The organism is Hyphomicrobium denitrificans ATCC 51888 (assembly GCF_000143145.1).
In the GTDB taxonomy this organism is placed as follows: domain Bacteria; phylum Pseudomonadota; class Alphaproteobacteria; order Rhizobiales; family Hyphomicrobiaceae; genus Hyphomicrobium_B; species Hyphomicrobium_B denitrificans.
The window spans coordinates 3,417,899-3,434,302 of record NC_014313.1 but is presented as its reverse complement, the minus strand read 5'-3'; the positions used below and the strand labels follow the sequence as shown (position 1 = coordinate 3,434,302).

General features: G+C 62.3%; 23 protein-coding genes. 15 read left to right on the top strand and 8 right to left on the bottom strand.

Annotated features, from left to right (window positions below; translation table 11 throughout):
• Nucleotides 1-140: 140 nt before the first annotated feature.
• The 7 genes from HDEN_RS16655 (at nucleotide 141) to HDEN_RS16625 (ending at nucleotide 3,973) form a co-directional block, all read left to right on the top strand.
• Complete coding sequence (locus tag HDEN_RS16655) at nucleotides 141-953, top strand: class I SAM-dependent methyltransferase (RefSeq protein WP_013217319.1); 813 nt, start codon at nucleotides 141-143, stop codon at nucleotides 951-953.
• An 82-nt stretch (nucleotides 954-1,035) separates the two neighbouring features.
• Nucleotides 1,036-1,446, top strand: a complete 411-nt coding sequence (locus HDEN_RS16650; protein WP_013217318.1) for a metallopeptidase family protein — start codon at nucleotides 1,036-1,038, stop codon at nucleotides 1,444-1,446.
• 132 nt (nucleotides 1,447-1,578) lie between these two features.
• Nucleotides 1,579-2,124, top strand: coding sequence for a hypothetical protein (locus HDEN_RS16645; RefSeq protein ID WP_013217317.1), 546 nt, complete (start codon nucleotides 1,579-1,581; stop codon nucleotides 2,122-2,124).
• A gap of 76 nt (nucleotides 2,125-2,200) precedes the next feature.
• Nucleotides 2,201-2,632: a hypothetical protein gene (locus HDEN_RS16640; protein ID WP_013217316.1), complete on the top strand. Its 432-nt coding sequence runs from the start codon at nucleotides 2,201-2,203 to the stop codon at nucleotides 2,630-2,632.
• Between the two features lie 30 nt (nucleotides 2,633-2,662).
• On the top strand, nucleotides 2,663-3,271 hold the full coding sequence (gene leuD, locus HDEN_RS16635; protein WP_013217315.1) for a 3-isopropylmalate dehydratase small subunit: 609 nt from the start codon (nucleotides 2,663-2,665) through the stop codon (nucleotides 3,269-3,271).
• Nucleotides 3,272-3,360: 89 nt separating this feature from the next.
• Nucleotides 3,361-3,756, top strand: a complete 396-nt coding sequence (locus tag HDEN_RS16630) for a VOC family protein (RefSeq protein WP_013217314.1) — start codon at nucleotides 3,361-3,363, stop codon at nucleotides 3,754-3,756.
• 4 nt (nucleotides 3,757-3,760) lie between these two features.
• Nucleotides 3,761-3,973 carry a hypothetical protein gene (locus tag HDEN_RS16625; protein ID WP_013217313.1) on the top strand — a complete coding sequence of 71 codons (213 nt, stop codon included), beginning with the start codon at nucleotides 3,761-3,763 and terminating at the stop codon, nucleotides 3,971-3,973.
• A 1-nt stretch (nucleotide 3,974) separates the two neighbouring features.
• Here the strand turns inward: HDEN_RS16625 and HDEN_RS16620 are convergent, their stop codons facing one another.
• Nucleotides 3,975-4,472: a DUF2244 domain-containing protein gene (locus HDEN_RS16620; RefSeq protein ID WP_013217312.1), complete on the bottom strand. Its 498-nt coding sequence runs from the start codon at nucleotides 4,470-4,472 to the stop codon at nucleotides 3,975-3,977.
• A gap of 60 nt (nucleotides 4,473-4,532) precedes the next feature.
• On the opposite strand from HDEN_RS16620, the gene nth reads away from it, so the two are divergent.
• Nucleotides 4,533-5,294: an endonuclease III gene (nth, locus tag HDEN_RS16615; protein ID WP_013217311.1), complete on the top strand. Its 762-nt coding sequence runs from the start codon at nucleotides 4,533-4,535 to the stop codon at nucleotides 5,292-5,294.
• Between the two features lie 171 nt (nucleotides 5,295-5,465).
• Here the strand turns inward: nth and hisF are convergent, their stop codons facing one another.
• A complete protein-coding gene (gene hisF, locus HDEN_RS16610; protein ID WP_013217310.1) occupies nucleotides 5,466-6,242 on the bottom strand; it encodes an imidazole glycerol phosphate synthase subunit HisF in 777 nt (258 codons plus the stop codon).
• 173 nt (nucleotides 6,243-6,415) lie between these two features.
• Between hisF and HDEN_RS16605 the strand changes: the two genes are divergently transcribed.
• A complete protein-coding gene (locus HDEN_RS16605) occupies nucleotides 6,416-6,727 on the top strand; it encodes a hypothetical protein (protein ID WP_013217309.1) in 312 nt (103 codons plus the stop codon).
• Between the two features lie 22 nt (nucleotides 6,728-6,749).
• Here HDEN_RS16605 and HDEN_RS16600 read toward each other — a convergent pair whose 3' ends face one another.
• The 3 genes from HDEN_RS16600 to hisA are packed head-to-tail and all read right to left on the bottom strand — an operon-like array spanning nucleotide 6,750 to nucleotide 9,334.
• Nucleotides 6,750-8,372 (bottom strand): peptide chain release factor 3, encoded by a 1,623-nt coding sequence (locus HDEN_RS16600; protein ID WP_210160331.1) that lies wholly within the window; start codon nucleotides 8,370-8,372, stop codon nucleotides 6,750-6,752.
• Between the two features lie 12 nt (nucleotides 8,373-8,384).
• Complete coding sequence (locus HDEN_RS16595; protein WP_013217307.1) at nucleotides 8,385-8,609, bottom strand: hypothetical protein; 225 nt, start codon at nucleotides 8,607-8,609, stop codon at nucleotides 8,385-8,387.
• Complete coding sequence (gene hisA / locus HDEN_RS16590; protein WP_013217306.1) at nucleotides 8,606-9,334, bottom strand: 1-(5-phosphoribosyl)-5-[(5-phosphoribosylamino)methylideneamino]imidazole-4-carboxamide isomerase; 729 nt, start codon at nucleotides 9,332-9,334, stop codon at nucleotides 8,606-8,608. Before hisA ends, HDEN_RS16595 begins: the two co-directional genes overlap by 4 nt.
• Nucleotides 9,335-9,625: 291 nt before the next feature.
• Here hisA and HDEN_RS16585 point away from each other — a divergent pair, with 291 nt between their 5' ends.
• The 3 genes from HDEN_RS16585 (at nucleotide 9,626) to HDEN_RS16575 (ending at nucleotide 11,071) form a co-directional block, all read left to right on the top strand.
• Entirely contained in the window at nucleotides 9,626-9,940 is a 315-nt protein-coding gene (locus HDEN_RS16585) for a hypothetical protein (protein ID WP_013217305.1), read from the top strand.
• Between the two features lie 188 nt (nucleotides 9,941-10,128).
• Nucleotides 10,129-10,497 (top strand): hypothetical protein, encoded by a 369-nt coding sequence (locus tag HDEN_RS16580; protein ID WP_013217304.1) that lies wholly within the window; start codon nucleotides 10,129-10,131, stop codon nucleotides 10,495-10,497.
• Nucleotides 10,498-10,714: 217 nt separating this feature from the next.
• Complete coding sequence (locus tag HDEN_RS16575) at nucleotides 10,715-11,071, top strand: hypothetical protein (RefSeq protein ID WP_013217303.1); 357 nt, start codon at nucleotides 10,715-10,717, stop codon at nucleotides 11,069-11,071.
• Nucleotides 11,072-11,238: 167 nt separating this feature from the next.
• On the opposite strand, the gene hisH is transcribed toward HDEN_RS16575, so the two are convergent.
• Genes hisH through hisB form a run of 3 tightly spaced genes read right to left on the bottom strand, consistent with a single transcriptional unit; the run spans nucleotide 11,239 to nucleotide 13,047 of the window.
• Entirely contained in the window at nucleotides 11,239-11,892 is a 654-nt protein-coding gene (gene hisH, locus HDEN_RS16570; RefSeq protein ID WP_013217302.1) for an imidazole glycerol phosphate synthase subunit HisH, read from the bottom strand.
• A gap of 12 nt (nucleotides 11,893-11,904) precedes the next feature.
• Nucleotides 11,905-12,393, bottom strand: a complete 489-nt coding sequence (locus HDEN_RS16565) for a DUF2628 domain-containing protein (protein WP_013217301.1) — start codon at nucleotides 12,391-12,393, stop codon at nucleotides 11,905-11,907.
• 54 nt (nucleotides 12,394-12,447) lie between these two features.
• Nucleotides 12,448-13,047 (bottom strand): imidazoleglycerol-phosphate dehydratase HisB, encoded by a 600-nt coding sequence (hisB, locus tag HDEN_RS16560; RefSeq protein WP_013217300.1) that lies wholly within the window; start codon nucleotides 13,045-13,047, stop codon nucleotides 12,448-12,450.
• 273 nt (nucleotides 13,048-13,320) lie between these two features.
• Between hisB and hslV the strand changes: the two genes are divergently transcribed.
• From hslV to hslU, 3 genes are read left to right on the top strand one after another with little or no spacing between them, the layout of a single operon-like run.
• Complete coding sequence (gene hslV, locus HDEN_RS16555; RefSeq protein WP_013217299.1) at nucleotides 13,321-13,893, top strand: ATP-dependent protease subunit HslV; 573 nt, start codon at nucleotides 13,321-13,323, stop codon at nucleotides 13,891-13,893.
• A gap of 19 nt (nucleotides 13,894-13,912) precedes the next feature.
• Nucleotides 13,913-15,001, top strand: a complete 1,089-nt coding sequence (locus HDEN_RS16550) for a hypothetical protein (protein WP_013217298.1) — start codon at nucleotides 13,913-13,915, stop codon at nucleotides 14,999-15,001.
• Nucleotides 14,998-16,305 carry an ATP-dependent protease ATPase subunit HslU gene (hslU, locus tag HDEN_RS16545; protein WP_013217297.1) on the top strand — a complete coding sequence of 436 codons (1,308 nt, stop codon included), beginning with the start codon at nucleotides 14,998-15,000 and terminating at the stop codon, nucleotides 16,303-16,305. Before HDEN_RS16550 ends, hslU begins: the two co-directional genes overlap by 4 nt.
• Nucleotides 16,306-16,404: the final 99 nt, after the last annotated feature.

Below are 16,404 nucleotides of genomic sequence, written 5' to 3'. Positions count from 1 at the left end.
GAAAAGTGGTGCGGAACATAGGCATGCAACCGATGCGCGACGATGCGGCATATATTCTTGCGAGATGTTAAGAACACGCGCCGAGGCTCCTGAGTAGAAAAGACATTTTAGCAAACGGTTAATGCTTAATTGAGCTCATCATGACGAAAGACGGCACCGACCTCGTCCGCTCGCAGTTCGGCGCGTCCGCCGCCGCGTATGCGACCTCGGATGTGCACGCTAAAGGCGAAAGTCTCGCGCGAATCGTGGAACTGGCTCGGCCGCAGCGCCACTGGCAGGGCCTCGACGTCGCTACCGGGGCAGGCCATATGGCCGCGGCATTCGCGCCACATCTGGCGAACATTATAGCCAGCGACATCACCGACGAGATGCTGGGCGAAGCGGCGAAGCTCGCCGCCGACCGAAACCTTGCCAACGTGTCGACCGCCAAGGCCGAAGCCGGGGCGCTTCCCTTCGACGACGCCCGCTTCGATCTCGTCTGTTGCCGCCTGGCGGCTCACCATTTCCCAGACTTGCGCTGTTTCATTGCCGAAGTCCGCCGCGTCTTGAAGGCAGGAGGCCGCTTCGCCCTCGTCGACAACGTCGCTCCGGACGCGCAGCAGTTGCCGGACGCATCTCAAAGCGACATTGCGGACACGGCTGCCGCCTACAACGCCTTCGAGAAATTACGCGACCCGAGCCATGGCCTCGCGCCGCCGCCCGAAACATGGATCAGCCTGCTGACGGACGCAGGTTTCAGGATCGTCGCGCGAGAGCAGTTCGGCAAAGAACTCGATTTCTCGTCATGGGTGACGCGAATGCGATGCGCGCCAGATACCATCACTGAACTTCGGCGCATCCTCACCAGCGGCCCGTCGAACCTGCGAACCTTCTTGCAGCCGCGCACCGATCAAGACGGCGAGTTGCATTTCAGCCTGCAGGAACTGCTGATTGTTGCCGACAAGACCGCCTGAATGGGCGGTTTCGCGCCCTTTCATTCGCCCACCGCGACACTATCTCGGTAAGTTGCGGTTCGTCAGCAGAAGGAGTGCAAACGTGTCAGTGCAATGGGCCAGCGCCAAGGCCCCGACGCTCGCGGAATTCGAGGCCCTCGCGATGGATGCCTGGGAAAAACTGCCACCTGAATTCCGCGACATCGCCGGCGATCTTCTCATCCGCGTCGAAGACTTCGCCACTGACGAAATCCTGGATGGTCTCGGCATCGAGGATCCTTTCGAGCTGACCGGCCTCTATCAGGGCGTGAGCCTGACGAAGCAAAGCGTCATGGAAAGTGCGCGCGAACCGGATATGGTTTTCCTCTACCGGCGCGCTATTCTCGACGAATGGTCGGAAAACGGGGAGGAGTTAGGCCACTTGATCGGGCACGTGCTCATCCACGAGATTGGCCATCATTTCGGCTTTTCCGATGAGGATATGGAGCATATCGAAGCCGGGGCTGCGTCCTGACCAGGGCCAGAACACGCGACGTTAACCTCCCACACGTCACAAGTTAGATGGGATTGAGCAATAAGCCATTTCGCGCCATGTTGTAGGGACGTGCACGAAAACGGTGGGGTCGTTTTGAGAACGGAAGCGGGGATGAAAGCGCGGGGATTGTTTCACCGGATCGCCTTGGGTCTGTGCATGGGCGCGATGCTCATGCTTGCGCCCGGCGCCGATGCACAGGACGCCAAGAACCTCGGCGACGGCATTCCAACGCCCGAGCAGTACGTTGCGACGGTCGGCGGCGACAGCCGCATTGTGAAGCCCGGCGAATTCAAGCTTGACGGCAACACGCAGTATTGCGGCCAGCGGCCGACGGTCATCGACAACAAGCTCGACGACTACGGCGCCGCCTACCCCGGCTTCCTGATCATGAACCCGCGTTACCTCGAGAAGGTCTCGACGCCCGTCAAACAGTGGATCTACGCCCACGAATGCGGGCACCAGTTCCGCGGCCCCGATGAAGAAACCGCCGATTGCTTCGCCGTGCAGCGCGGCCGCCGCCAAGGCTGGCTGAAGCCTGAGGGGCTCGAGGAAGTCTGCACCTTCATTTCCCCGGCCAAGGGCGACGCGATGCACTTCTCGGGGTCCTATCGTTGCGCCTACATGCGCAAATGCTACGCCGACCCGACGATCAAATAGCGCCTGCAGCTGAATCTTATCCCCGCGCCCGGCCTCGGCCGTAAAATCCTGGATCGTAGAGTTCAGGATTTTGCCAATGCGGCTTGCCGCCTACCTTCGACGCCTATCGAGCTTTGCCGAGACGATCCACCGCTGGCTGGAAGAGGCCGCTCGCCTCGATGAACTCCGCCGCGAAAAGGTGGCCCTTTACGCCGAAGAGATCGCCGCGACGCTCTCGCGGGCGGCCGCCGCCCTCGGCACGCTCGAAAACGCGCCCGACGACCGCTTGGCCGTGCTGACGGCCACGCGCGAGCTTGGCCGCATCGCCGGCTACCTCGAAACCATCATGGCCGCGCTCGCCGTGCATCTTGACGGACGCAAGCGGGCTGGCGTTAAACGGCGCCTGGAACATCTGAAGCCGTTTGATCTCGAAGCTGCCATCCGGGAGTTCGGCGCCTTTCCGCAGGCGCGGCGCCTAACGGCGGCGGAAGGATATTTCCGGGCGCTTGCGGATACGTTGCGCGCCTGATCGACGGCGCGGCTGATTGGAGACGATAGCATGGACAAGTTCACGGTTCTGACCGGCGTCGCGGCGCCCTTGCCGATCCGCAACGTCGACACCGACATGATCATTCCGAAGCAGTTTCTGAAAACGATCAAGCGGACGGGTCTTGGCAAATCGCTGTTCTACGAGATGCGCTACGACCCCGAGACCGGCAACGAGCTTCCCGAATTCGTTCTGAACAAGCCGCAGTACCGCAAGGCGACGATCCTGGTCGCGGGCGAAAACTTCGGCTGCGGCTCCTCGCGCGAGCACGCGCCGTGGGCCCTGCTCGACTTCGGCATCCGCTGCGTCGTAGCTCCGGACTTCGCCGACATCTTCTATAATAACTGCTTCCAGAACGGCATTCTGCCGATCAAGCTGCCGCAGAGCGAAGTCGACAAGCTGATGGACGACGCCGAACGCGGCGCCAACGCGACGCTGACCGTCGATCTTGAGAAGCAGGAAATCCGCGGTCCCGACGGCGGCGTCATCAAGTTCGACATCGATCCGTTCCGCAAGCATTGCCTCTTGAACGGCCTCGACAACATCGGCCTGACGCTCGAAAAATCGAAGGCGATCTCGTCCTTCGAAACGTCGACGTCGACGTCGCGTCCCTGGCTGTGAGAGGCCATATCCAATCATCACGTCATGGCCGGGCTTGACCCGGCCATCCAGGAAAAAGCGGAACACAAAAACAGCGGAGATCCGAGACGATGGCCAAAGCGATCCATATGATGGTGCGCGTGCTCGACGAAGCCCGCTCGGTGAAATTCTATGAGGACTGCTTCGGCCTCAAAATTTCGGACCGCCGCGACTGGCCCGATTTCACGCTCATCTACATGAAGAACCCGGAGAACGATTTCGAGCTGGAGCTGACGGTCAACAAAGGCCGCACCGACGCCTACGATCTCGGCAACGGCTATGGGCATGTTGCGTTTGCCGTCGAGGATCTTGAAGCCGAGCGCGCCCGCATCACAGCGGCGGGCTATCAGCCGAAGGACATCAAGACGATGACGCACGACGGCAAGCCGTTCGGCAAATTCTTCTTCATCGAAGATCCCGACGGCTACAAGATCGAGGTTCTGCAGCGCGGCGGCAGGTTCCAGTAATCCCATGGCCGACGACGACTTCAAATTCGACGCGGCGATGATGGGCAGGCTTTCCGGCGCACTGGCGTTCATCGTCGGCGCCGATCACGCCGCAACGAAAGCCCTGAAAACCGCGTCGGAAACGGGCGCCGAAAAAGACATCAAGGCGGCGCGCACGCAGTTTCTTCGCCTGAAGCCCGGCGACCGCCGCGCCGCGCTCACGATGCTCGACGATTAAATCAGAACAGCGATCCGCGCGTCGTCACCAGCGCGCCGGTCAAGGCATCGGCGAAGTTGCGCCGCTCATCGTCCGTCAAAAACTGGCCGAACAATACTTCCTTACCCTGAGCCATGAGCCGCATCGACGTCCGTCCATCCGGATGATCGATGGAAACGCGAACGCGCGCCCAATACGGATTGAAGTCGAACTCCTCGCAGCGGCCCGACGGGTGAATGCGCGTCAGCTTCAAAAGCTCGGGCGACAATGTCACCATTTCATAAAGTCGGCCCGAGCGGTAATTGCGCTTGAACGCGTAGTAGATCAGCGCCACGTCAAGACCGAAGAATCCGAACACCGGCCAGGCGCCCATCAATAAAAATACAGACCCTACAGCAAAGCTGACGAGGCCGAGCACAGTCATCAGGATCGTGAAGCCGCGCGGCGTCAGCGACCGGTAAGGATGCAGCACAAACCGCGTGACGTTTGCGGATTGCTTTTCTGCGAGACTGTCCGTCATTTTCGGCTTCTCTGACTCACGTCGTTGTCCGCAACCGCAATTTGAAATACGGACTTTCTGATGGCCAAAGCACTGAAGGATAAAAGTCCGTCAAGCATCGCGAGTTCCAGCTCCCGAGGCAAGCCCGTAAAAACCCTCCGGCCGCTGAAAAAACCGGCAGGCAAAGGAAGCCGCCGCATCCTACTGACGGAAGCGGAGATTTACGAAGTCTTCCGCCGCTTTCACGCCGCCAGCCCCGAGCCCAAGGGGGAGCTGCTTTACGTTAATCCTTACACGCTGCTCATCGCCGTCGTGCTCTCGGCCCAGGCAACGGACGCCGGCGTCAACAAGGCGACGCCCGCGCTGTTCAGGCTCGCCGACAGCCCTGAGAAAATGCTGGCGCTCGGCGAAGACAAGGTCCGCGACCTGGTCAAGACGATCGGCCTCTATCGCACCAAGGCCAAGAACGTGATCGCGCTGTCACAACGCCTCGTCGACGAGTTTGGCGGCGAGGTGCCGGGCGATCGCGACGTCCTCGAAACGCTTCCCGGCGTCGGGCGCAAGACGGCGAACGTCGTGATGAATATCGCCTTCGGACATCCGACGATGGCCGTCGATACGCACGTGTTCCGCATCGCAAACCGGCTCGCCTTATCGCAGGGGACGACGCCGCTGGCGGTTGAAGCCGATCTGCTTCGCGTCGTGCCGCCCGAGTACGCCCTGCACGCGCATCATTGGCTGATCCTGCACGGCCGCTACGTCTGCAAGGCGCGCAAACCGGAATGCTGGCGCTGCCTGGTCAACGACATCTGCCTCTATCCCGACAAGACTCCCGCGCCCTGAATGTGGGCGCGTATCTGAATTCTTTTGCCCGATCGGAAAAGGTGCCATCGCCCTCTCCATGGCCGGGCTTGACCCGGCCATCCAGGGGCAGCGCATTCGAACGGCATCGCGTGTGACCCTGGATGAACGCCTCTAAGGTGGCCACTACGTATGTGCCGACGGCGCTAGCGCTCAGCCGTCCACGCGCATCGCAAGTCCGGCGTCCGCCATGAATGCCTTCGCTTCGGGGATCGAATACGTGCCGAAGTGAAAGATCGACGCCGCAAGCACGGCGCTCGCGTGCCCATCGCGCACACCATCGACGAGATGCTGCAACGTCCCGACACCGCCTGAAGCAATGACCGGGATCGAAACGGCATCCGATACCGCGCGCGTCAACGCAACGTCGAAGCCGGACTTCGTGCCGTCGCGATCCATCGAGGTCAGTAGAATTTCGCCGGCCCCAAGCTCGGCGACCTCGCGCGCGAAGGCGATGGCGTCGATACCCGTCGGCTTGCGTCCGCCATGAGTGAAGATCTCCCAGCGATTGGGCTCGCCTTCGCCTGAAACCTTCTTCGCATCGATGGCGACGACGATGCACTGCGCGCCGAACTTCTCGCTCGCCTCTTTGACGAACGCACGATTGGTGACCGCGGCCGTGTTGATCGACACCTTGTCGGCGCCGGCTTCAAGCAGCTTTCGAATGTCGTCGATGGTGCGAACGCCGCCACCCACCGTCAACGGCATGAAGCAGCGGTTCGCCGTGCGCTCGACGACGTCAAAGATCGTGTCGCGATTTTCATGGCTCGCGGTGATGTCGAGAAAGCAAAGCTCATCCGCGCCCGCCGCATCGTACGCCGCCGCCGCCTCGACCGGATCACCGGCATCGATGAGATCGACGAAGTTGACGCCTTTGACGACGCGGCCGTCTTTCACGTCGAGGCACGGAATGATGCGGACCTTCAGCATAACGGAATTCTTTTCACTCAGAGATCAGGCCGAATTCGGCTATCATGGGCGTGCGGGGACCGTCGAGCATATAAACCAAATTCCGGAGGAACTCTTTACGCCCGGCGGTGTTGTGGAGTTTTGCATAGTTGCGTGGAACTCTGGAGTTGCACTTGCATAGGGGAATTCTCTAAATGGTCGAAGACTTTGCTCCGCTAAACCTTCGCGCCCGTCTTTCGGCGCTGCAAGACCGGATCGCTGAGGCGCGCACGAAACTCGAAGCGCACGGCGCCGTCGGCGAGCACTCCGAGGAGCTGACGAAATTCGCAACCCAGCACGACGCCATTCGCGGCTCGCTCGACAGCGAGGGCACCGTAACGGAATTGCAGCATAGCAAAGCGACCGTTCAGACGGACAGCCTCGAGAAGGAACTCAAGCACTGGCTGGAGTCGATCGAGCACCGCTACAACGAGCCTACTCCGCGCGGCCCAAATATTTCCGTCTGAACGAATTGCGCTCGAACAACCGTCATTCGCCGCGTTCTCTGAGCGCGGCGAATTTGATATCCGGAAATTTCTCGCCTTTATATTTCAGCATCCAGGCGCTCTCGGCGAGAAATACCATTGCGCCGTCGCGATCCGTTGCAATCTCGCCCCGATGCGCATCGACGAACTTCTGCAACTTCGCCGGATCGTCTGCTGAAAACCATCGCGCCAGTTCGAACGGCGATTGCTCCAGCGTCACCGGTACGCCGTACTCGTTCGCGACGCGCGATTGCAGAACTTCGAACTGCAGTTGCCCGACGACGCCCAGAATCTGACGGCCACCCGCGATCGGCGTGAACACCTGCACGATGCCTTCTTCCGCGAGATCGTCGAGCGCGCGGTTGAGCTGCTTCGCCTTCATCGCATCCTGAATGACGACGCGGCGCAAAAGCTCCGGCGCGAAGTTCGGAATTCCCGTGAACTTCAGACCCTCTTTTTCCGTCAGCGTATCGCCGACGCGCAGCGTGCCGTGGTTCGGCACGCCGATGATGTCGCCCGCATAAGCTTCGTCCGCCGTCTCCCGGCCCTGTCCGAAGAAGAACGTCGGCGACGAAACGGTCATCGGCTTGTTGTCGCGCACGTGCAAAAGCTTCATGCCGCGCCGGAAGCGCCCCGAGCACAGCCGCACGAACGCCACCCGGTCGCGATGGTTCGGGTCCATGTTCGCCTGCACCTTGAACACGAAGCCGGTGACCTGATCTTCGCCGGGCTCGACCGTGCGCTGCGTCGCCTTGCGCGGCAACGGTCCCGGCGCCCACTGCGCCAGCGCATCGAGAAGCTGCTCGACGCCGAAATTTTTCAACGCGCTACCGAAGAAGACGGGCGACAGATGCCCCTCGCGAAAGGCCTCGATATCGAACGTCGGCAGCGCACCCTGCGCCAGCTCGACGCCTTCGAGCGCCCGGTCCGCGATGCGCTCGTCGATCCCCTCGATCTTGCGGATATCGGCAAGATCACTCAATGGCTCCACGCGCCCGAACGACGCGCCGCGCTCGCCGTTTTCTGGCAGCAGGATCCTGTTGCTCATCAGATCGAGCACACCACGGAAATCCGTGCCCATGCCGACCGGCCACGCCATCGGCACGAGATCGAGCGCCAGATCCGCCGCGATCTGATCGAGCAGCGTCAGCGGATCTTCCGCCTCGCGGTCGATCTTGTTGATGAAGGTAATGATCGGAATATCGCGCAGCCGGCAAACCTCGAACAGCTTGCGCGTCTGGCTTTCGATGCCCTTCGCGGCGTCCATCACCATCACCGCAGCGTCGACGGCCGACAGCGTGCGATAGGTGTCTTCGCTGAAGTCCGAGTGGCCCGGCGTATCGAGCAGATTATAGACGATGCCGTTCCGCTCGAACGTCATCACAGACGACGTCACCGAGATGCCGCGCTGCTGCTCGATCTGCATCCAGTCGGAACGCGTGCGCCGCCGTTCGCCGCGCGCCTTCACCGCGCCCGCCATCTGAATGGCGCCGCCGAAATAAAGGAGCTTTTCCGTCAGCGTCGTTTTACCGGCGTCGGGATGCGAGATGATCGCGAACGTGCGCCGACGCGCGATCTCGGGCGGCATCGCAGGCGCCGCCGATGCGGCCGATTGAGATTGCGGCATGACGTTCAACGTTCAGGCCTCGACCAGCTTGACGCGATCCGGCTCGAGCCAGATCTGATGATAGTCAGCAGGCTTTCCGAAGATTTCGCCGACGTGCAGCTCGACGAGCGGACCGTCGAACTTGACGATCGGAAACGTCTTGCCGAGGCAGCTCCGAAACAGAGTTTGCAATTGCTTGTTGTCGGGCGGCACGCCATCCGGCATCCGCTCGACCCGGACCTTGTCACCAATCTTCATGCGGTCCCCAAAAGTTCGAGAGCTTCTTTTGCATCGATGCGCCCGTCATAGAGCGCCCGGCCGGTGATCGCACCTTCAAGCATGCGATATTCGGGCTTCATGAGTTCGCGCACGTCGTCGATCGAAGCGAGCCCACCCGACGCGATGACGGGGATGCGGGTCGCTTCGGCAAGCGCCGCCGTCGCGGGCAGATTGAGCCCCTTGAGAATGCCGTCGCGCTCGATGTCCGTATAGATGATTGCGGCGACGCCCGCATCCTCGAAGCGTCTCGCTAGGTCCGCCGCCGTAAGTTCCGACGTCTCGGCCCAGCCCTCGACCGCAACCTTGCCGCCCTTCGCGTCGATGCCGACCGCAACGCGTCCCGGAAACCGCTTCGCGGCTTCCCTGACGAGCGCCGGGTCGCGCACGGCGACGGTCCCGAGAATGACGCGGCGGATGCCCTTGTCGAGCCAGGCTTCGATGGTCGCCAGATCGCGAATGCCGCCGCCGAGCTGCGCCGGCATCGAAATCGCCTTCAGGATCGCTTCGACCGCCGCCCCGTTGACGGGCTTGCCCGCGAACGCGCCATTGAGATCGACGATGTGCAGATATTTGAAACCCTGACGCTCGAAGGCGAGTGCCTGCGCCGCCGGGTCGTCATTGAACACCGTCGCGGCGTCCATTTCCCCGAGCCGGAGACGCACGCACTTGCCGTCTTTGAGGTCAATCGCCGGAAAAAGGATCAAGTCAGCCCTTTCGAGGTCGAGGCGTTGCGTTGCTCTTCCGTCTCCCGCAGGGAGAAGGTGCCCATAGGCCGGATGAGGGGCAACGAAACGGTGACCGCGGTTCGGTGAACGCAACGGCCATCAGTTTGCTTTGTTCGGTCTATAAATCTTCTGGGCGCGATCAATCGCGTATCGCACGCCGCGTCAAGACCCACGCGCTGCGGCGGCTCCCCGTCAGGGGTGTCGCAGCACGTAACGCACGAAATTGCCAGCTTCTCGCAGGCGGGTCATTACGCGATAAGAGTATTGCTTATGGTCACCGCGTTCCTTGTCGAACCTCCGCCTGCCGTAGCCCGTCGTCCGCTGACGGAGGCCGATGCCGTCGACATCTGGATCGCACGCTGGCTCCGCATCCGGCCCATCGATCTGCAGCGGCGCTACGCCTGCGATCCGCGCCGCCTGTACGAAATCTGGGAAGAGGCGCGATTTCCCGGCAGCCGTGCGCGAGCCCTAGAGGAATTTCAGGTCCGCTTTCCAGGTCTCGAACCTCGCTTCGACCCCGGCCCCCACCGCCGCGTGCCGATCGCAATTCCCCCCAGCCAGCTCAGCCTGTTTCCTGAGGCCTGACGTCACGCTGACGTGCGGTTGGACATGCCACAATGTTAAGAACTTCACAAGAACATTTTTAGAACAAGCGCTGGACAAGCGCGATGAGTCGTGGCATGTTCTTCCTATGTTCACGGCGCCCTAAATCAGACGCCGTCCCGGGTCACCGTAGCGTATCGACCCTTCCCCGCACGTTAGGAGAGCTCCCGATGCGCACCTATCTGATCTCGTACGATCTCGCCAAGCCGAACCGCAATCAGCACGTCATCGCTCAGCTCATCATGGGGCTCGGCGACAAGTGGGCCCGCCCTCTCGTCAACACCTGGTACGTGATGTCAGATCGCGAGGAAGTCGAGCTTGAAGCCGACCTCAGAGAGCTGCTTGGTGAGGACGATGGATTGCTGATCCAGGCGACCAAGCGCGACGCGGTGCTGACCAACACGTCGCTCCGCTGGTTCCGTCAGCGCCGCCCCGGTCTCGATCTTGCGCCGGATGGCAACATCATCGCCTTCCCGTCGCTGCCGGCCGTTGCGTCCGAGCCGCTCGAGCCCGAGCTGCCATTTGCCAGAGCAGGCTGAGTTTCAGGTCTTTGGGCGGGGCGGGACCGTCTCCCCCTTCGTCGTCCAATGGGTCCGTCCCGCTCAAAGACCAGGACGGAGTGCCTCGGGATCATCCCCCCCGATCCCGGGCCTCCTTTTTTCTCCAACCGGCTACGACCCAAAAGCCGGACTTGCGTGTGAGTGAGTTGCGTTCCGCGTTCTTGTCTTCGCCCCCCAACGCCCCCGGTAGACACCCATGAAAACGTATCTCGTCCATCACACCCCGAAATCGCCCGACCAAGACACCTGGACCGTTTCGTTCTCGCTCCCCTACATCGCCTCCGAATACGCGCCCGTCGGAACGGGCGTCTGGTATGTACGCACCTGGCTCAGCGCCGATCAGATCAAGCGCCGTCTCGCGATCCTGTTCGATCACCCCGATGAACTCGCCGTGCACGAGCTCGGACGCGCCGACCAGCGCGTCGCCGCTCACATGCAATGGATGCAGGGCCGCCTCGAAGACGAAGAGCCGGCCGCGTCATGGCAATTGCCGCGCGGCGTCTGGACAGCGTTTCAGTCGGCAGTGGGCGGGGTGGCCCGCCCTTCTCACTAAAACGTTGGCGATAGCCTGATACGCATCCCAACGTTATCGACGCTTGGCACGCAACGTCATGGCCGCGTAGGCGGCCATCCACGACGCCTCGAAAGGCGACCGTCCCACAGATCAACCTGACCGGCGAAGCGAGCCGCGATGTCTGAAGGAACTTCAGCCGCTAGTCGTCACGGTTTCCAGCTGAGGAAGTTCGCGATCAGCTTGAGGCCGAGCTTCTGGCTCTTCTCAGGATGAAACTGCGTGCCCGCGATGTTCGCGTCCGCGACGAGCGCCGTGATCGGCCCGCCGTAGTCCGTTTCGGCGACGACGACGCGGCGCTCTTTCGGCGCGAGCGCGAACGAGTGCACGAAATACGCGTGCCAACCGTCAGGCCCCGTCGGAATGCCGTCGAGCAGCGCGTGCGCGTTGACGACATTCAGCGTGTTCCAGCCCATATGCGGAATTTTGAGCGACGGGTCCTTCGGCTCGATCGCGCGCACTTCGCCCTTGATCCACCCAAGCCCCGGCGTCTCGGCGAATTCGAGTCCGCGCTCGCTCAGAAGCTGCATCCCGACGCAAATGCCGAGAAACGGCCGCGCTTTTTCGCGTACAGCTTCTTCAAGCGCTGCGATCAATCCCGGAACGCGCTCGAGACCGTGCTTGCAGTCGGCATAGGCGCCGACGCCCGGCAGCACGATGCGATCCGCCGCCAGCACGTCTTCCGGATGCGGGCTGACGATGATGTTCGAGGCTACGGAACTCGTGCGCGCAGCGCTCTCGAAAGCCTTCGCGGCGGAGTGAAGGTTCCCCGAACCGTAATCGATGATGACGACGTTTTGCATTGCTACTCGAAATCAGTGCCGCGCGCTGAACGGCCAGAACCGCGAGCCACGGCGCGGCGCAACCGGCGGCACCGACGTCCCCATCGGCCCAGCCGTCTCGGCCGCGATGATCGGCTGCGCGGGCAGCCAGCTTTCGAAGAACCGCCGCTCGCATTCCGCGATCGATTTGCCGGTGACGACACCCAGCGCCTGCCAACCGGTTCGCTCCAGCATCCAGCGTTTCAGCGTCGAAACCTCGAAGCCGAGATAGATATTGATCAGCAGGAACACGAACCCGGTCATCTGCGGACCGAGCTTCAACGCGGCGAGCGCCCAGGCGAGCAAAACCGCGCCGACGAGATACGCGATCGTGAAAAGCCAAAGTCCGTTCGCGAGCAGTCCAAGCGGCGGACAAATCGCCGTCAGCCACGAGAACCCGTCCTTGACGAACTCGAGGTCAACGCCGCGATCGACGCGATCGGATCCGGCGTGCGGCGGCTCATGCACTGTGTACGTCACCACGGAAGACAAACTCCTTGACCCCCTCAAAGCAAAACTCCGTTCCGCAGCCAACGCTTAAAGCGTGCCCTTCGTCGAAGGCACGCGGCCGGCCTGGCGCGGATCGACGGCGATCGCAGCCTTGAGAGCGCGCGCCAGCCCCTTATAGCAGGTCTCGGCGATATGGTGGTTGTTCTCGCCGTAAAGGTTTTCGAGGTGCAGCGTGATGCCGGCGTTCTGCGCGAACGCCTGGAACCACTCGCGGAAAAGCTCGGTGTCCATCTCGCCGATCTTGGGCCGCGAGAACTCCGCCTTCCAAATCAGGAACGGCCGCCCCGAAACGTCGATCGCCACCCGCGTCAGCGTCTCGTCCATCGGCAGGTGCACGTCGGCATAGCGAACGATGCCCGCCTTGTCGCCGAGCGCCTGCGCGATCGCCTGCCCGAGAACGATGCCCGAGTCCTCGACCGTGTGATGAAAATCGATGTGCAGATCGCCTTTGGCCCGGAGCGTGATGTCGATCAGCGAATGTCGCGCCAGCTGCTCAAGCATATGGTCGAGAAAGCCGATCCCGGTCGAAATGTCGTACGCGCCCGTCCCGTCCAGATGGACGGTCGCGGAGATTTCGGTCTCCTTCGTCTTGCGCGTGATCGTCGCTTGGCGCTTCACGTGAATCATTCTCCAATCCTGGCCTTGTGGCCGGCGCCCGCAGGAGGCCGCCCAGACCGGCAACAAGCCTTTCGTTGCCGGAGGCCGCCCGAGCGTTTATCAGCTTGAGGCCCGGCAGGCCAAGACCCGCCAGACCTACAGCCTCGGCGGCCGGCTCCCCGAAGGGGAGTCGCCGAGGCAAATCGAAACTTCCGGCCGGCTTCCCCGAGGGGGAGTCACCGAGCCAACCTAAACTCTCTTTCCTTGCATCCTGACAGCAAGAGCTTAACTGACGCGATACATATGACGCATGAAACGCAAAATTCCGGCAGTTCGAGCTGGCACGCCACCACGATCCTCACGGTTCGCAAGGATGGTAAGGTTGTAGTTGCCGGCGACGGTCAGGTCAGCCTCGGCCAGACGGTCATCAAATCCAACGCCCGGAAAGTCCGCCGCCTTGGCAAGGGCGACGTGATCGGCGGCTTCGCGGGCGCCACCGCCGACGCCTTCACCCTATTCGAACGCCTGGAAGCCAAGCTCGAGCAGTACCCGGGACAATTGACCCGCGCCTGCGTCGAACTCGCCAAGGACTGGCGGACCGACCGCTACCTCCGCCGCCTCGAAGCCATGATGATCGTTGCCGACGCAACGACGACGCTCGTCCTGACCGGCACAGGCGATGTCCTGGAGCCCGAGAACGCCATCGCGGGCATCGGCTCCGGCGGCAACTACGCCCTCGCGGCAGCGCGCGCGCTTCTCGACCAGCCGCTGGACGCCGAGGCGATCGCCCGCAAGGCAATGTCCATTGCCGCCGAAATCTGCGTGTACACCAACAGCAACATCGTGGTCGAAACCCTCGACGCGCGAACTTCCTGAGCCGAACCAGAGCCCCAACATGGCCAACAGACGATCCCCTGACGACCTCCAGGCCGCCGTCGATGCTGGTGTCATCGACGCCGCGCAGGCCGAAAAGCTCCGCGCCATGCGCGGGGGTTCGACGCCCGTGATCGGCCCGGACGGCGAACCGGCACTCGCCGACGAAGAACGCTTTCGTTTCCTCAACGGCTTCAACGACGTCTTCCTGACCATCGGCGTGCTGCTGGTTGCGGGCGCCGTGCTCGCCGCCACCTCGACGACCTTCTTCGGTCTCGGCTGGGCAGCAACGATGGCCGTCGGCGCAGCGATGTTCTGGGCGCTAAGCGAAATTCTGGTCGGCCGCCTGCGCGCCGTCCTGCCTGGCATGGTGCTGTCGATCCTGTTCGTCCTGTTCGCGGCGGCAGCCGTCGTCATTCAGCTGCATTGGGACAACCTGAAAACGTCGAACTGGGATGTCGCTTCCGAGCTTGCCTTCTGGCGTAATCCGACACTCGTCTTCGGCATTCCCGCTTTGGTCGCGGCGCTCGTCTACTATCTCCGCTTTCGCCTGCCGTTCGCGCTCGCGCTGATCGCCTGCTTCGGCTACGCAGTCGCGGCGCGAAGCCTTTACGACATCGGCGTCGGTTTTTCGATCACCGCCATCGGTTACGGCCTGCTCGTGCTCGCCGTGGCGCTCGCCTACGACGCCCGCGATCCGCAACGCGTGACGCGGCTCTCCGACTGCGCCTTCTGGCTGCATCTCGTCGCCGCGCCTCTGATCGTGTCGCCCGCCCTCATGCTGATCAAGCACGCGACGAACAGCGGCGCGACCTCCGCGATCATTCTGCTGACCGTGCTGCTGCTCGCAATTTTCGCACTCGCGATCGACCGCCGGGCGCTGCTCGTCTCGTCCCTCGCCTCGTTCACCGTCGCCGTCTACGACATCCTGAGCGGTGGCGTCGGCTTGCCGGATCGCGGCGGAATCCCGATATCCTTTATCCTGACGCTCGCCCTCGTCGGCGGCTTCGTCCTTCTCCTTGGCGTCTTCTGGCATCCGCTGCGGCAACGCTTGCTGCCGTTTCTCCAGAGCATGCCGTTCGCGCGCAATCTTCCACCGGCAAGGCAATGACCAACTTTTCTCCCCGTGAAATCGTCTCCGAACTCGATCGCTATATCGTCGGCCAGCAGGACGCCAAGCGCGCCGTCGCGATCGCCTTGCGCAACCGCTGGCGCCGCCAGCAGCTGACCGGCGAATTGCGCGACGAAGTCCTGCCGAAAAACATTCTGATGATCGGCCCGACCGGCGTCGGCAAAACCGAAATCTCGCGCCGTCTTGCGAAGCTTGCCGGCGCGCCGTTCCTCAAAGTCGAAGCCACGAAATTCACCGAGGTCGGTTACGTCGGCCGCGACGTCGACAGCATCATCCGCGACCTCGTCGAAGTCGGCATCGCGCTCGTCAAGAACGTCAAGCGCCAGGACGTGCGCGCCCGCGCCGAAAAGTCCGCCGAGGAACGTGTCATCGATGCGCTCGTCGGAAGCGGCTCGTCGCCCGCGACGCGCGAGAGCTTCCGCAAGAAGCTGCGCAACAACGAATTGAACGACAAGGAAATCGACATCCTCGTTGCCGACACGGCGCCGCAATTGCCGATGTTCGACCTGCCCGGCGGCGCGTCGATGTCGACGATCAATCTCGGCGACATGCTCGGCAAAGCGCTCGGCCAACGGACCAAGCCGCGTCGCGTCACCGTAAAGGACAGCTTCGAAATCCTGATCGCCGATGAAAGCGATAAGCTGATCGACAACGATCAGATCACGGCCGAGGCCGTCGCGGCAGTCCAGAACGACGGCATCGTCTTCCTTGACGAGATCGACAAGATCTGCTCGCGCGGCGATGGCACGCGCGGCGGCGCCGACGTCTCGCGCGAAGGCGTCCAGCGCGATCTCCTCCCGCTCATCGAAGGCACGACGGTCTCGACCAAGTACGGCCCGGTGAAAACCGACCACATCCTGTTCATCGCATCCGGCGCGTTTCACGTGTCGAAACCATCGGACCTGCTTCCCGAGCTGCAGGGCCGCCTGCCGATCCGCGTCGAGCTCAACGCGCTGACGCGGGACGACTTGAAGCGCATCCTGACCGAGCCGCACGCGAGCCTGATCAAGCAGTACGTCGCGCTGATGGAAACGGAAGGCGTCACACTCGAATTCAAACCCGAGGCGATCGACGCCATCGCCGACGCTGCGGTTGAAGTGAACTCGACCGTCGAGAACATCGGCGCCCGCCGTCTACAAACCGTCCTCGAACGCGTCCTCGACGACATCTCCTTCGAAGCCTCCGACCGCAACGGTCAGACGCTCGCGATCGACGGCGCCTATGTGACGCAACGCGTCGGCCAGCTCTCGAAAAACGCCGATCTCAGCCGATTTATCCTGTAATTCGTCATCCTCGACCGAGCATGGCGCAGCCATGTCGAAGGTCGGGGATCCAGCGTAGGGCTCGTCAAAGACACATAATATGGAGCCTGCGGCACACTT

Excerpts from the sequence above, each read along its gene's own strand:
- HDEN_RS16575 (WP_013217303.1), top strand. The coding sequence starts at position 10,715 with ATGAAAACGTATCTCGTCCATCACACCCCGAAATCGCCCGACCAAGAC.
- nth (WP_013217311.1), top strand. The coding sequence starts at position 4,533 with ATGGCCAAAGCACTGAAGGATAAAAGTCCGTCAAGCATCGCGAGTTCC.
- HDEN_RS16605 (WP_013217309.1), top strand. The coding sequence starts at position 6,416 with ATGGTCGAAGACTTTGCTCCGCTAAACCTTCGCGCCCGTCTTTCGGCG.
- HDEN_RS16630 (WP_013217314.1), top strand. The coding sequence starts at position 3,361 with ATGGCCAAAGCGATCCATATGATGGTGCGCGTGCTCGACGAAGCCCGC.
- leuD (WP_013217315.1), top strand. The coding sequence starts at position 2,663 with ATGGACAAGTTCACGGTTCTGACCGGCGTCGCGGCGCCCTTGCCGATC.
- HDEN_RS16655 (WP_013217319.1), top strand. The coding sequence starts at position 141 with ATGACGAAAGACGGCACCGACCTCGTCCGCTCGCAGTTCGGCGCGTCC.
- HDEN_RS16550 (WP_013217298.1), top strand. The coding sequence starts at position 13,913 with ATGGCCAACAGACGATCCCCTGACGACCTCCAGGCCGCCGTCGATGCT.
- hisH (WP_013217302.1), bottom strand. The coding sequence starts at position 11,892 with ATGCAAAACGTCGTCATCATCGATTACGGTTCGGGGAACCTTCACTCC.
- HDEN_RS16580 (WP_013217304.1), top strand. The coding sequence starts at position 10,129 with ATGCGCACCTATCTGATCTCGTACGATCTCGCCAAGCCGAACCGCAAT.
- HDEN_RS16585 (WP_013217305.1), top strand. The coding sequence starts at position 9,626 with ATGGTCACCGCGTTCCTTGTCGAACCTCCGCCTGCCGTAGCCCGTCGT.
- hslU (WP_013217297.1), top strand. The coding sequence starts at position 14,998 with ATGACCAACTTTTCTCCCCGTGAAATCGTCTCCGAACTCGATCGCTAT.
- HDEN_RS16640 (WP_013217316.1), top strand. The coding sequence starts at position 2,201 with ATGCGGCTTGCCGCCTACCTTCGACGCCTATCGAGCTTTGCCGAGACG.
- hisB (WP_013217300.1), bottom strand. The coding sequence starts at position 13,047 with ATGATTCACGTGAAGCGCCAAGCGACGATCACGCGCAAGACGAAGGAG.
- hslV (WP_013217299.1), top strand. The coding sequence starts at position 13,321 with ATGACGCATGAAACGCAAAATTCCGGCAGTTCGAGCTGGCACGCCACC.
- HDEN_RS16625 (WP_013217313.1), top strand. The coding sequence starts at position 3,761 with ATGGCCGACGACGACTTCAAATTCGACGCGGCGATGATGGGCAGGCTT.
- HDEN_RS16645 (WP_013217317.1), top strand. The coding sequence starts at position 1,579 with ATGAAAGCGCGGGGATTGTTTCACCGGATCGCCTTGGGTCTGTGCATG.
- hisF (WP_013217310.1), bottom strand. The coding sequence starts at position 6,242 with ATGCTGAAGGTCCGCATCATTCCGTGCCTCGACGTGAAAGACGGCCGC.
- HDEN_RS16595 (WP_013217307.1), bottom strand. The coding sequence starts at position 8,609 with ATGAAGATTGGTGACAAGGTCCGGGTCGAGCGGATGCCGGATGGCGTG.
- HDEN_RS16620 (WP_013217312.1), bottom strand. The coding sequence starts at position 4,472 with ATGACGGACAGTCTCGCAGAAAAGCAATCCGCAAACGTCACGCGGTTT.
- HDEN_RS16600 (WP_210160331.1), bottom strand. The coding sequence starts at position 8,372 with ATGCCGCAATCTCAATCGGCCGCATCGGCGGCGCCTGCGATGCCGCCC.